Source organism: Heyndrickxia coagulans 36D1 (assembly GCF_000169195.2).
GTDB lineage: Bacteria > Bacillota > Bacilli > Bacillales > Bacillaceae_C > Weizmannia > Weizmannia faecalis.
In genome coordinates, this window is the sequence record NC_016023.1 from 207,242 (window position 1) to 220,181 (window position 12,940).

The window sequence follows — 12,940 nt, forward strand, 5'->3', positions numbered from 1 at the left end:
GAACATCGTTTGAGTTTTCAACATTATTTTTTTATATATGCATCATGCAAAAGGGACAGTTCCTGTTCAAGCGAATCAAGAAGCCGCTTTCCATCACCGGCATCCACTAAGCCGAGCCGGACCGCAAAATCTATTTCACGGGATAAACCAAACATTTGTGTATCCAATACTTCCTCATATAAAGGGCATTGGGGCATCGTTAAGTTATCCATTTGAACCTGAATTAATTTTAATATCTTTTCTGCGTCCGCCTTGAGCAGGCTGTATGCTTTCTCCCGGTGGTTCACCTTTGTTTCAGACGCCAAATTGATCCCCCCGTTCACATATCAATCTAATTAAAAATTGTACCTTTAAAACCGTGATTTTGCAAGTTATACGAAATCAATAAACGCCCGGAATCCCGTAAACAACCCGGGGGAGACAGAATTTGAAATTCCGCAATTCCCCGACCGCGAACGCTTTCCGAACGGTTTTTATACGCTTTCAAGTGACACGGGCAGCCGTGAAAGGTATAATGCTGTATAGACGGACAGAAAGGGGCCACAATGATGATTATGCAAATAAAGGGAAAAGTGAAGTTTCCGATTACGCTAGATATCGGCACTTGGATATTTGATGACCGGAAAGTCGATCTTGATACATATTTCGACGAAGAAAAGCAGGAAACCAGCCAGGAAGAAGCCTACTTAAAGAAAACCGGCAAATATTTTGACAAAGCCATGGCAGAAGGGGCCGATCCGCAGGCTGCTGTAAGGACAAAGCCAAAGTTTAAACGGCAGCATTTAAAAACTGGGACATTTGGAATCCCAGTCGGCCTGTTCATTCAAAATGCGGAGCCGCTGGAAGATGCGGAAAAAATCGTGTTTGAAACAAAGAACGGGCCTGTCGCTTATCCGCTTGAAATGGCTGGCCATTTAATTGCTGCCTTTTCTATTAAAGGAAGAGCGCTGAAAGAAGACGGCCCGCTTCATATTTTATTGGATGACGGTTCAAACCGGGAAAACCCGGTCAAATATGTAACCGGTATGCGCATTGAATAATCCCGGATGCCGGGGGCAGCATAAACGTTTTAAGACAGCTGCACCCGGTTTTTTCATATGGTGGTCTTACAAAAGGTCTGCCGCGATTTGCGCGAGTTTTGAGCGCTCGCCCTTAAGCAGCTGCACATGCCCGGCAAGCGGCACATCTTTAAATTTCTCAACGACGTACGTTAGCCCGTTATTGTAAGCATCCAAATACGGATGGTCAATTTGTTCCGGATCCCCCATTAACACGATCTTACTCTGTTCCCCTACCCTTGTTAAAATCGTCTTCACTTCATGCTTGGATAAATTTTGCGCCTCATCAATAATGATATATTGCTCCGGGATACTGCGCCCGCGGATATACGTCAGCGCCTCCACTTCAATCGAACTCATGCCGGACAATATGCCATCAATTTCTCCCGCTTTTTTCGTATTAAACAAAAACTCAAGATTATCGTAGATGGGCTGCATCCACGGCCGCAGCTTTTCCTCTTTTTCTCCCGGCAAATAGCCGATATCTTTGCCAAACGGAACAATCGGACGAGCGACCAAAAGCTTTTTATAATCATGCAAATCTTCCGTCTGCATCAGGCCTGCAGCAAGGGCAAGCAATGTTTTACCCGTTCCTGCTTTTCCGGTCAGGGTGACGAGCGGAATATCGGGGCGCAGCAAAAGTTCCATTGCCATCCACTGCTGGGCGTTTCTCGGCTTAATTCCCCAGACAGCATCCTGCACATGAAAGAGCTTTTTCGCCGTTTTTCCAGCCTGATCCACAATGGCAATTGCGGAAGCCGAGCTGCCGAGCGCATCTTTCAAAATCAGAAATTGGTTCGGGTAGAACGGGTGGTTGGCAATTTCGCTCAGCGACAGTTCCTGCTTTTCATAAAACCGTTTCAATAAATCGGGGCTGATATACATTTCCATTTGCCCGGTATAAAGATGATCGAGGCTTACGACACGGTCGTTTAAAAAATCTTCCGCCAACAGGCCGAGCGCGTCCGCTTTTACCCGGACGAGCGCATCTTTGCTGACAAGAATCACCGGGCGGCCATTTTCTTTTCTCTCTTCTTCCAGCGATAAATTTTTCGCAACCGCGAGGATCCGGTTGTCATTTGTTTTTTCCACGAAAATATCCTGCAGCTGGTGAAAGGAGCGGTGATTCAGCTCAATTCTGAGCACACCCCCGTTTTCAAGCGGGATTTTCTCATGCAGTTTTCCGGCTTGCCGGAAACCGTCCATTAATTTGGATACCTGGCGCGCATTTCTGCCGATTTCGTCCATATTTCGTTTTTTAGAATCCACTTCTTCCAGTACAACAGCCGGTATGACAATTTCATTATCTTCAAAAGAAAAGATGGCATATGGATCCTGGAGCAATACATTGGTATCCAAGACGTATATTTTCTTCAAATCGATGCCCCCTGCTTCATATGGATTATGTTAGTTTATGTGAGCGCGGTGTGACCTGTTCATCGCTGGGATTGGACAAAGGACCAGGCACTGCTAAAGTATATGTACGGGCAAGTCCGGTTAGAATCATTGCGCGCGTCCAGTTCTTTTGCGGCACAAAAAAAAGCTTCCGGAACCGGAAGCGTGCTACATTGGAAAACGTTCCTTTTTTTCAGTTTTTTTATGCTGATACAGGCGGATTTTGTAAACGCCGAGCACAACAGCCGCTAAACAGAGCGACTCCCCCACGGGCAAAAAGATGGCAAAAAACGTGAGCAGCGTGCATCCCAAAAGGAGCAGTACATAAATAACAGCAGATTTCAGAACTGGCAACTTTCTCGCAAATCCGAGCCGGTAGACAATGACCGAAAGAACGACGATGGTCAGATACAAGGCCCACATCCCCGGTTCCGGGTTTTCATCCACTTTGTACAACGCCGCAAAAAATGACAATTGGTGGTGAACCGCCTCGCTTGTCATCCTATCTCCCCTTTTCCCCTTTGAATATATGAAAGAACAGGGTCATGCCGGCCCTATTCTTTGCTTATGCATTCTCTGCTGCTTTTGCCCGTTTCTGCGCTTTTTCGCGCTCGCTCTTATTCAGGATTTTTTTGCGCAGCCGGATTGATTCTGGCGTCACTTCGCAATATTCGTCGTCGTTCAGGTATTCGAGCGCCTGTTCTAACGACATTATGCGCGGCTTTTTGATGACCGCCGTCTGGTCTTTTGTTGCCGAGCGGACGTTTGTCGCGTGTTTTGCTTTCGTAATATTGACAGCAATATCATTTTCACGGGAGTTTTCCCCGACGATCATGCCTTCATAAATGTCCGTGCCTGGCTCGACAAACAGCGTGCCACGGTCTTCCACCTGCATCATGCCGTATGTCGTGGCTTTGCCCGTTTCCATGGAGACGAGAACGCCGTTTCTGCGGCCGCCGACACGACCAGACTGCATTGGCTGGTAGGAATCAAACGTATGGTTTAAAATGCCGTAACCCCTCGTGAGCGTCATAAATTCGGTCGTATAGCCGATCAATCCGCGGGCCGGGACATTGAAAATCAGGCGGACTTGTCCATTTCCGTTATTGATCATATCGAGCATTTCGCCTTTCCGGGAACCGAGCGACTCAATAATCGCACCGGTGTGTTCTTCCGGTGTATCGATTTGGACACGTTCCACCGGTTCGCATTTGACGCCGTCGATTTCTTTAATGATCACTTTCGGTTTTGAAACCTGCAGTTCAAACCCTTCACGGCGCATATTTTCAATTAAAATGGATAAATGCAGTTCCCCCCGTCCAGATACAACCCATGCATCCGGAGAGTCAGTGTTTTCAACACGCAAGCTGACATCCGTCTGCAGCTGCGAACGGAGCCGTTCTTCAATTTTCCGCGCCGTCACAAATTTTCCTTCACGGCCGGCAAACGGGCTGTTGTTGACAAGGAAAGTCATTTGCAAAGTCGGCTCATCAATGCGGAGCGGCGTCAGTGCTTCCTGGTGTTCAACCGGGCAGACCGTTTCCCCGACATTGATGTCTTCCATTCCGGATACCGCAATTAAATCCCCGGCATATGCTTCCTCAATTTCTTCCCGCTTCAGCCCGAAGAAACCGAACATTTTGGTGACACGGAACTGCTTGACGCTGCCGTCCAGCTTCATCAATGCCACCTGCTGGCCGACATGCATTTTTCCGCGGAAAATGCGGCCGATGCCGATCCGCCCGACATAATCGTTGTAATCAAGCAGGGCAACCTGGAACTGGAGCGGTTCTTCGCGGTTGTCGATAGGTGCCGGAATATGTTCGATAATCGTATCAAACAGCACTTTCATATTTTCTTCCTGTTTGGCCGGATCCGGATCGAGGCTTGCCGTCCCGTTAATGGCGGAAGCATACACAACCGGAAATTCCAGCTGTTCATCATTAGCATCCAGCTCAATAAATAATTCAAGCACTTCATCAACCACTTCTTCAGGGCGTGCAAAATCGCGGTCAATTTTGTTTACGACCACAATCGGCGTCAAGTTTTGTTCCAGTGCTTTTTTCAGCACGAAACGCGTCTGCGGCATGCAGCCTTCATAGGCATCCACCACAAGCAAGACCCCGTCCACCATTTTCATAATCCGTTCGACTTCGCCGCCAAAGTCAGCATGTCCCGGAGTATCCAAAATATTGATTTTCTTATCTTTATAATGAACTGCCGTATTTTTGGCAAGGATCGTAATGCCTCTTTCCCGTTCCAGATCATTGGAATCCATTGCACGTTCTTCAACATGCTCATTGGCACGGAAAGTACCGGACTGCTTCAGCAGCTGGTCCACAAGTGTCGTCTTCCCATGGTCTACGTGCGCGATAATGGCAATGTTGCGTAAATCTTCTCTTCTTTTCAAAAACATTTCCTCCTGCCTAAACGCAAATCTATGTTAGTCTGTACCTTTAACTAAAATATTATAACACAATGCTGGCTTTATTAAAACATTTTCGCTAAAATAAGGGGAGAGGGAGGTTCATCATATGCGGGAAATCAAATGGGTATTTGTGTTCTTTTCACTGGCTGCATTCCTTTCCATGTGCGGCATCGGCGTTGCGATCGGCGCCCAAAGCGTTGCCGGCATTCTCGGTTGCACCGCGCTTCTCATTGTCATTATGGGATTCGGCTTTAAAACAAAGAAAAAAATGCGTGAAGAGGGGAAACTGTGAGCCCCTCTTTTCTTATTCCTGCCCTTTTAGATACCGCTTTAAAATTTCCTCATGCAGCCCGGGCTTGCCGGCAAACACGGAACTGTTCCCGAGCATATCGAGCGGGCGCCCGAAAACATCCGTCACAACGCCGCCCACTTCTTCCACGATCACTTTCCCGGCGGCAAAATCCCACGGCGACAGGCGCATCGTAATATAAGCATCAAGCCTTCCCATTGCCACATAAGCAAGCTCAAGCGCTGCCGACCCGTAACTCCTTGTGCCGCGCACATCCCTGACAAGCGCTGCCAGACGGGCCGGGTCGATACCCCTGTTTTCCACCATGCAATACGGATTCAGCGCAAGGATCGTATCTTCCAGCCTGTTTTGCGCAAGTAACGGAATCCGTTCCCCGTTAAAATAAGCCCCCTTGCCCTTTTCTGCAAAATACAATTCTTTCCGGACGACATCATAAATATAGCCCAGTTTGCCTTCTCCGTTCTCGTAGACCCCAATGGAAATCATGAAATTGACTTTTTGGTGGACAAAATTGACCGTCCCGTCAATCGGATCCACAATCCAGAGGATGCCTTCTGTATCACGAATATCCTCACCGAAGCCTTCTTCACCCAAAATGTGGTGATCCGGAAAGGTTGTCCGGATTTTGCCGATTAAAAATTGTTCTGTTTCCTTGTCAATATTGGTAACCAGATCATTGCGGTCCGATTTTGTTTCAATTTGCAGCGGTTTTTGCGAAGCAAGAATCCGCTCGCCCGCTTCCCTGATCCACCGGACGGCATATGTATTGATTTCTTCCCATCTGTCCATAGTCGGGCCCTCCATCTATGCAAATCATTTCCCTTAAGCGTAAAGGAAATAAAGACAATTATCAAGTTTTGAGAATGCGTCCGAAATCGTTTTCCCATAGCGGTTTTGTCAGTAAAGATGAACCTCTCCTGCACAAAAACGAACCCCATCTGTATCCAATACAGGGAGTCCGCTTTCAACGACATCCTGCCTTTTCGTTCCATTACATGGCTTTCATTTTCAGCAGTTCTTCACGGATTTTTTCCAGACGCTTAATCGACTTTCCTTTTTGCTCTTCATCTTTCATTTCCATCGCTTCATATAACGTAGCCAGTTCGTAATCCAGTTCCATGCGCAATACTGCAATCCGTTTTCTTTCATAAGGTTTTCTTTTCACCGAAGAGATTACTTGTTTCATTTTTCTTCACATCCTCCTGGGGTAATGATATGAATTTTCTGATATTATCTTTATATATATTATGTGTAATCTCGATTGATGTAACAAAATTGTGTGTATACCTATTTTTACCCACCGGCTTTTATTTGTTAAACCTCCCTGATGGATGATAAAATATGAATATCCCCATGGTTCATACAGAACGGAGGTGAACAAATGGGCATCACTGCTTTTACTGGACAGGATTTTGACGTTTTCCGGATCGAAGGCCTCGATCAGCGGATGGAACAGCTGAAATCAACCGTCCGTCCGAAACTTGAAGTATTGGGGGAGTATTTTTCGCCGGTTTTGTCGGTTTTGACCGGTGAAGAAATATTTTATCATGTTGCCAAACACGCCCGCCGTACCGTCAATCCGCCGAAAGATACGTGGGTGGCCTTTTCCCCTGGCAAGCGCGGCTACAAAATGCTTCCTCATTTTCAAATCGGGCTGTGGGAAGACCGGCTCTTCATTGTCACGGCCGTCATGAATGAGTGCCCGCAAAAAGCGTCCATCGGAAAAAAACTCGAAAAGAAAATTGATCCGATTTTAGAAAATATACCCGGCCATTACATTTGGTCGGATGATCATACAAAACCGGGTGGCATCCGCACTGACCGTATGAATCCCCATACTTTAAACACGTTTTTCAGACGGATGCAGGTTGTTAAAAAAGCCGAAATGCTTTGCGGGCTTGAGATCCCGCGGGAAGAAGCAGCCGGCATGTCCCCGGATGAACTGGCCAAAACGATCGAGGACGTCTTTGTACATGTATTACCCATCTACAAAATGGCCTAAACAGCATGCAGAGTGGAAAAAAGCGCGCCGGAACACGGTGCGCTTTTTCTCCTGTGCCGATTCGTAATTTGCAGACAATTTAAAAGCAGCATCAGCGGGTGATGCTGCTTTCTTTCCGTGCCGCTAATCGCGCGATCCGTTTTTATCCATTTTAATGACCGGTCCCTGCTCTTCCTTCATTTTCTTGATGGCCCGGTACGGGGAATAACCGCTCGCCTCTTCAAATTCATTGCATATATTCCGCTCATCCGCCTTCCCGGGGACGATTTCTTTAAAACGGCGGTACCTGGCAAGCAGCACATCCCGGTTGACCCCTTTTTCATATGCTTCTTCCACCGCTTCGAAAAATTGAACGGCGTCGATGACTTCCTGTGTCGACCAGTCAGCTGAAATCGGATATGGATATTCCATCCAAACCACCTCGCTTTTCTTCTGTATACCCGTTCTATTTTACCTGAATCGCTTCCGCCTGGCCAATGATGCCGCCATCTGCCGGAATACAAGGGCTACCATCCGTTTGGTTTCCCATGGCTCCCCGCCTTGTACATTCACCGTCTAGCTTCCCCTCATTTCTCCATGCTTTATGCGCTTTATCTTTTTCCATTGCCCGCATCCGGCTTTTTTTCCCTGTGCAAAGAAAAACTATTTAAAAACCGTGTCCGGAATGCTATAATTCATCTTGTTTTTCTTCAAAAGCAAGCAATGAGATAAAGAGGTGGAATGATTGTCACAATATCACACGCCGTTATACACCGGGCTTCTCCGGCATATTGAACGAAATCCCGTCCAATTCCATATTCCCGGCCATAAAACCGGGCGCGGGATGGATCCTGATTTTCGCAAATTCATCGGCGACAATGTATTAAAACTGGATTTAATTAATATCGAGCCGCTCGATGATCTTCACCAGCCCCATGGCATGATTGAGGAGGCGCAGAAGCTTGCGGCGGAAGCATTCGGTGCGGATGCCACGTTTTTTTCCGTACAAGGGACGAGCGGCGCGATTATGGCCATGGTGATGAGCGTCTGCGGGCCGGGCGATAAAATTATTGTGCCACGCAATGTCCATAAATCGGTGATGTCTGCGATTGTGTTTTCCGGCGCCGTGCCCGTTTTTATCCACCCAGAAGTGGATCCTTTGCTTGGCATCTCACACGGCATTACCCCGGCGTCCGTTTCCAAAGCGCTCAAGCAGCATCCCGATGCGAAAGCCGTTCTGGTCATTAATCCGACCTATTACGGCATTTCCGCTGATTTGAATAGCATTGTGGATATATCCCATGCCTGCCATGTCCCGGTACTGGTGGACGAGGCACACGGTGTCCATATTCATTTTGACGATGAACTGCCAGTTTCCGCCATGCAGGCCGGCGCCGATATGGCCGCAACGAGCGTCCACAAGCTTGGCGGCTCGCTGACGCAAAGTTCGATCTTGAATCTGAAGGAAGGGCTTGTATCGAAAAAACGTGTCCAAAGCATTTTCAGCATGCTGACGACCACGTCCACTTCCTACATTTTACTGGCTTCGCTCGATGTCGCCCGAAAAAGGCTTGCAACCGAGGGAAGCACGATCATCAAGGAAACAACCCGCCTTGCGCAAAAAACACGGGAGCGGATAAACGAAATCGATCATTTGTATTGCGCCGGAAGCGAGATCCTCCAAACGAAAGCAACATATGATTACGATCCGGCGAAGTTGATCATCTCTGTAAAAGATTTGGGGATCACCGGCCATGATGCGGAAAAATGGCTGCGTGAAACCTACCATATAGAAGTGGAACTCTCTGATTTGTACAATATTCTTTGCATTGTGACGCCCGGGGATACGGAAACGGAGCTGGACTTGCTCGTTGAGGCTTTACACAGCTTGTCCGACACGTTCTCGCATTTGTCCGGCAAGGTAGGGGTGAAAGTGATGCTTCCCGAAATTCCATCGCTTGCCCTCTCGCCGCGTGATGCCTTTTATGCCGAGACGGAATCCATTCCGCTTTCCGGTTCTGCTGGCAGGATCATTGCCGAGTTTGTCATGGTCTATCCGCCGGGCATTCCGATTTTTATCCCGGGGGAAATTATTACGGAAGAAAACATTGCTTATATCCGGAAAAACATCGAAGCCGGCCTTCCCGTACAGGGGCCTGAAGACGAAACATTGCAAACGATCCGCGTCATTAAAGAACATCATGCCATTCAATAAGTTTGAAAAAGCAGGCTGGGGCCTTCCCGCCTGCTTTTTTGTCCCATCACGCAAAAAAAGCCGGGCAACAAGCCGGCCGAGAGAAAATGGACGCATGCATTGGAAAAATCAAGTGCTACAGTTCAGGACTATTCTTCTTCGTGTTTACATTGGTCACACGTTGAGTAAAGCACGGATACTTTTTCTTCCTCAACGTGGTCAATCGTGGCATCGCATGATTGGCAAACAATGATTCCCATCCGATTTTCCTCCCCTTTGCGCTTTTTGTAATCGCTTGTAATATTATAATATGTCATACTGGAGAAAAAATCAAGGATTTTGTATAACATATTTTAAATTATGTTATACAATTGAAAGCGAAATCATTTTGCGGTTGTTTTAGAAAATCAGTTTTGAAAATGACACTTCCACAAGCCCGTATACAGCGAGACTCAGCACCGTTACCACAGATGCAGCCCGGAGCGAATGCACAATTGATTTTGCCAGGGCAAAGGCAATGAATAAAAAAATAATGAACAGGGCGGCGGTAAAAATAACTGGATCGTGATCGGACAACCACTCTGCCAGTTTAAAACCGCTCCATATCATGATCTGGAATAAAAATGCCACCGTACATTTCATTGTCCCACCTGCACCTTTCATCATAATTCAAAATATGCACGCAGTTTCGTTGTTATAACCTTGCCTGCCAGCACGAAAAAATCTGTCCCATATGCAGTTGTTACTGTTATAGCCTTATAGCGGCGCCTTTAAACGGAAAAAGGCTTCACGCCGGGGCAGCCTTCCCGGTGTGAAGCCTTTGAATCATTATTTTAAAATATGGACTGGGGTGCCGAGTGCCGCTTCGGCCGCTTCCATCGTAATTTCCCCTAATGTCGGGTGGGCATGGATCGTCAGCGCGATATCTTCCGCTGTCATGCCCGCCTCGATTGCGAGGCCGATTTCCGAAATAATATCGGAAGCGCTGATCCCGACGATTTGGCCACCGATCAACAGCCCGTCTTCTTTGCGTGTAATCAGTTTGACGAAACCTTCGCCGGCTTCAAGGGCAAGTGCCCGCCCGTTCGCGCCGTACGGAAATTTGCCGACTGCATAATCAATGCCCTCTTCTTTTGCCTGCTGTTCTGTATAGCCGACCGTTGCAAGTTCCGGATCAGAAAAGACAATGACCGGAATGCCGAGGTAATCCACTTCGGCCGGCTGCCCGGAAATGGCTTCGGCCGCAATCTTCCCTTCATAGGAGGCTTTGTGGGCAAGCTGCGGGCCCGGGACAATATCGCCGATGGCATAAATATTCGGCACGCTTGTCCGGCACTGTTTATCCACTTCGATAATGCCCCTGTCTGTCATCTTTAAATTCAACTGTTCAAGGCCGAGTTCATCTGTGTTTGGACGGCGCCCGACCGTAACCAGCACATAATCGCCTTCCACTTTTTGTTCCTGGCCTTTTGCTTCATACGTGACAACTACGCCGTTTTCCTTCTCTTCCACGCCTTTTGCCATCGCTTCCGTGATAATTTCGACACCCCGTTTTTTCAGCTTGCGGACAACGAGGGAAGTCATTTGTTTTTCAAACGCGCCGCCGATAATGTCTTTTGCCCCTTCCAAAATCGTTACTTTCGTCCCGAATTTTGCATAGGCTGTCCCGAGTTCCATTCCGATGACGCCGCCGCCGATAATGACGAGTTTTTCCGGAATTTCCTTCAAACTCAGCGCGCCGGTTGAATCAATGACGCGTTCTGAAAATTTGAAGGAAGGGATTTCAATCGGTCGCGAACCGGTTGCGAGAATCGCATTTTTAAATGTATAGGTTTGCGCTGATTTCTCGTCCATTACACGAAGCGTATGGTCATCGACAAAATAGGCTTCCCCGCGGACGATGTCAATTTTGTTGCCTTTTAACAGGCTTTCTACGCCTCCGGTCAGTTTTTTCACGACGCCGGATTTCCATTCCTGCACTTTCCCAAAATCAATTTTTGCATTTTCAACGGCAATGCCGAGCGCCTCGGATTCCGTTGCGTATTCATAGCGGTGCGCCGCCGAAATGAGCGCTTTTGAAGGAATGCATCCTACATTTAAGCAAACCCCGCCGATAAACTGCTTTTCAACGATCGTCACTTTTTGGCCGAGCTGGGCTGCCCGGATGGCCGCGACATATCCGCCAGGCCCTGCGCCGATTACAATTGTGTCGGTTTCAATTGGAAAATCTCCTACAACCATCAGATTACGCCTCCATTAATAAAAGTTCTGGATCATGCAACAAACGTTTGATATGATTTAACGCATTTTGTGCGGTGGCACCATCGATGATACGGTGGTCAAAACTGAGCGACAACGCCAGTACAGGCGCTGCAACAATTTCACCGTTTTTAACGACCGGCTTTTCTGCAATCCGGCCGATTCCTAAAATGGCCACTTCCGGACGGTTGATAACCGGTGTAAACCATTGCCCGCCGGCGGAACCGATATTGGAAATCGTAATGGAAGCGCCTTTCATTTCGTTCGGGGCAAGCTTTCCATCTCTTGCTTTTTCAGCCAGTTCATTAATTTCTTTGGAAACCGCAAATACCGGTTTGCGGTCGGCGTGTTTGACGACCGGCACAAGCAAGCCGCGCTCCGTATCAGCGGCAATCCCGATATTGTAATAATGCTTATGGATGATTTCATTCGTTTCATCATCAATCGAACTATTTAAAACCGGGTATTCCCGCAGCGTGCTGACGAGCGCTTTTACGACATACGGCAGGAAAGTCAGTTTGATGCCTTTTTCTGCCGCGATCTCTTTGAATTTTTTCCGGTGCGCGACCAGTGCCGTCACATCGACATCATCCATCAGCGTAACATGCGGCGCGGTTTGTTTCGAGTTGACCATCGCTTTTGCAATCACTTTGCGGATGCCGCTCATCGGTTCACGTGTTTCAGGGAATTCCCCTTCAGGAATAGCATTCTGGGAAGCAGGTGCCTGTGCTTCGGTTTTGCCGGTTTCCGCTTCCGGCTGCTGCGGCCCGTTCACATACGCATCGATATCTTCGCGGAGCACGCGGCCGTTTTTTCCGGTTCCGGACACAAGCTGGATATCGACGCCTTTTTCCCGGGCATATTTCCGTACGGATGGCATTGCGATCACGCGGCGATCCGCGGATTCGGAGCCATGTTCTGCTTCTTTTTCAGCAGGCTTGGCAGTTTCAGCTGTTTCCTGTTTTGCCGGTTCCGGTTTGGCCGGTTCCGGTTTTGCACTTTCTGCCGCCTCTTCTTTCTGATCTTGCCCATGATCCCCTTTAAATTTAAGATTTTCATATCCGGGCGCATCGAATTTTACAAGGACGTCGCCGACAACTGCGACGCTCCCTTCTTCAACAAGAATGTCTTCAACAGTCCCTTCCACAGGGGACGGAATTTCGACAACCGATTTGTCATTTTGCACTTCACAAAGCACATCATCTTCCGAAACTTTATCGCCCGGTTTAATAAACCATTTTACAATCTCGCCTTCGTGGATCCCTTCGCCGATATCCGGCAGCCTGAATTCAAATGACAAGGTGTTCACGCTCCT

General features: G+C 47.9%; 16 protein-coding genes. 4 read left to right on the forward strand and 12 right to left on the reverse strand.

Annotation, left to right across the window (positions count from 1 at the left end):
- Window positions 1–23 precede the first annotated feature (23 nt).
- Window positions 24–305 (reverse strand): YlaN family protein, encoded by a 282-nt coding sequence (locus BCOA_RS18220; RefSeq protein WP_013858935.1) that lies wholly within the window; start codon window positions 303–305, stop codon window positions 24–26.
- A gap of 243 nt (window positions 306–548) precedes the next feature.
- Here BCOA_RS18220 and BCOA_RS18225 point away from each other — a divergent pair, with 243 nt between their 5' ends.
- A complete protein-coding gene (locus BCOA_RS18225; protein ID WP_014095598.1) occupies window positions 549–1,040 on the forward strand; it encodes a peptidyl-prolyl cis-trans isomerase in 492 nt (163 codons plus the stop codon).
- Between the two features lie 66 nt (window positions 1,041–1,106).
- On the opposite strand, the gene BCOA_RS18230 is transcribed toward BCOA_RS18225, so the two are convergent.
- The 3 genes from BCOA_RS18230 to typA form a co-directional block, all read right to left on the reverse strand.
- Window positions 1,107–2,435 (reverse strand): PhoH family protein, encoded by a 1,329-nt coding sequence (locus tag BCOA_RS18230; protein WP_014095599.1) that lies wholly within the window; start codon window positions 2,433–2,435, stop codon window positions 1,107–1,109.
- 186 nt (window positions 2,436–2,621) lie between these two features.
- A complete protein-coding gene (locus BCOA_RS18235) occupies window positions 2,622–2,954 on the reverse strand; it encodes a YlaH-like family protein (RefSeq protein WP_014095600.1) in 333 nt (110 codons plus the stop codon).
- Between the two features lie 64 nt (window positions 2,955–3,018).
- Complete coding sequence (typA, locus tag BCOA_RS18240; protein WP_014095601.1) at window positions 3,019–4,863, reverse strand: translational GTPase TypA; 1,845 nt, start codon at window positions 4,861–4,863, stop codon at window positions 3,019–3,021.
- A 124-nt stretch (window positions 4,864–4,987) separates the two neighbouring features.
- Here typA and BCOA_RS18245 point away from each other — a divergent pair, with 124 nt between their 5' ends.
- Window positions 4,988–5,173: a YlaF family protein gene (locus BCOA_RS18245; RefSeq protein ID WP_014095602.1), complete on the forward strand. Its 186-nt coding sequence runs from the start codon at window positions 4,988–4,990 to the stop codon at window positions 5,171–5,173.
- 12 nt (window positions 5,174–5,185) lie between these two features.
- Here BCOA_RS18245 and BCOA_RS18250 read toward each other — a convergent pair whose 3' ends face one another.
- Complete coding sequence (locus BCOA_RS18250; RefSeq protein WP_014095603.1) at window positions 5,186–5,980, reverse strand: inositol monophosphatase family protein; 795 nt, start codon at window positions 5,978–5,980, stop codon at window positions 5,186–5,188.
- 202 nt (window positions 5,981–6,182) lie between these two features.
- Window positions 6,183–6,377 carry a hypothetical protein gene (locus BCOA_RS18255; protein ID WP_014095604.1) on the reverse strand — a complete coding sequence of 65 codons (195 nt, stop codon included), beginning with the start codon at window positions 6,375–6,377 and terminating at the stop codon, window positions 6,183–6,185.
- Between the two features lie 195 nt (window positions 6,378–6,572).
- On the opposite strand from BCOA_RS18255, the gene BCOA_RS18260 reads away from it, so the two are divergent.
- The gene (locus tag BCOA_RS18260; protein ID WP_014095605.1) at window positions 6,573–7,193 is read left to right on the forward strand and encodes a DUF1054 domain-containing protein; all 621 of its coding nucleotides are present in this window, start codon (window positions 6,573–6,575) and stop codon (window positions 7,191–7,193) included.
- Between the two features lie 123 nt (window positions 7,194–7,316).
- Here the strand turns inward: BCOA_RS18260 and BCOA_RS18265 are convergent, their stop codons facing one another.
- Both BCOA_RS18265 and BCOA_RS35195 read right to left on the reverse strand, forming a co-directional pair.
- A complete protein-coding gene (locus BCOA_RS18265) occupies window positions 7,317–7,604 on the reverse strand; it encodes a UPF0223 family protein (RefSeq protein ID WP_014095606.1) in 288 nt (95 codons plus the stop codon).
- 34 nt (window positions 7,605–7,638) lie between these two features.
- On the reverse strand, window positions 7,639–7,797 hold the full coding sequence (locus BCOA_RS35195; RefSeq protein ID WP_014095607.1) for a hypothetical protein: 159 nt from the start codon (window positions 7,795–7,797) through the stop codon (window positions 7,639–7,641).
- 120 nt (window positions 7,798–7,917) lie between these two features.
- Here BCOA_RS35195 and BCOA_RS18270 point away from each other — a divergent pair, with 120 nt between their 5' ends.
- Window positions 7,918–9,387: an aminotransferase class I/II-fold pyridoxal phosphate-dependent enzyme gene (locus BCOA_RS18270; protein WP_014095608.1), complete on the forward strand. Its 1,470-nt coding sequence runs from the start codon at window positions 7,918–7,920 to the stop codon at window positions 9,385–9,387.
- 128 nt (window positions 9,388–9,515) lie between these two features.
- On the opposite strand, the gene BCOA_RS34455 is transcribed toward BCOA_RS18270, so the two are convergent.
- From BCOA_RS34455 to BCOA_RS18285, 4 genes are all read right to left on the reverse strand, one after another.
- A complete protein-coding gene (locus tag BCOA_RS34455; protein ID WP_014095609.1) occupies window positions 9,516–9,626 on the reverse strand; it encodes a GapA-binding peptide SR1P in 111 nt (36 codons plus the stop codon).
- Window positions 9,627–9,765: 139 nt separating this feature from the next.
- The gene (locus BCOA_RS18275) at window positions 9,766–10,008 is read right to left on the reverse strand and encodes a hypothetical protein (protein WP_014095610.1); all 243 of its coding nucleotides are present in this window, start codon (window positions 10,006–10,008) and stop codon (window positions 9,766–9,768) included.
- A gap of 186 nt (window positions 10,009–10,194) precedes the next feature.
- Window positions 10,195–11,607: a dihydrolipoyl dehydrogenase gene (gene lpdA, locus BCOA_RS18280; protein WP_014095611.1), complete on the reverse strand. Its 1,413-nt coding sequence runs from the start codon at window positions 11,605–11,607 to the stop codon at window positions 10,195–10,197.
- A gap of 4 nt (window positions 11,608–11,611) precedes the next feature.
- On the reverse strand, window positions 11,612–12,925 hold the full coding sequence (locus BCOA_RS18285; protein WP_014095612.1) for a dihydrolipoamide acetyltransferase family protein: 1,314 nt from the start codon (window positions 12,923–12,925) through the stop codon (window positions 11,612–11,614).
- Window positions 12,926–12,940 lie beyond the last annotated feature (15 nt).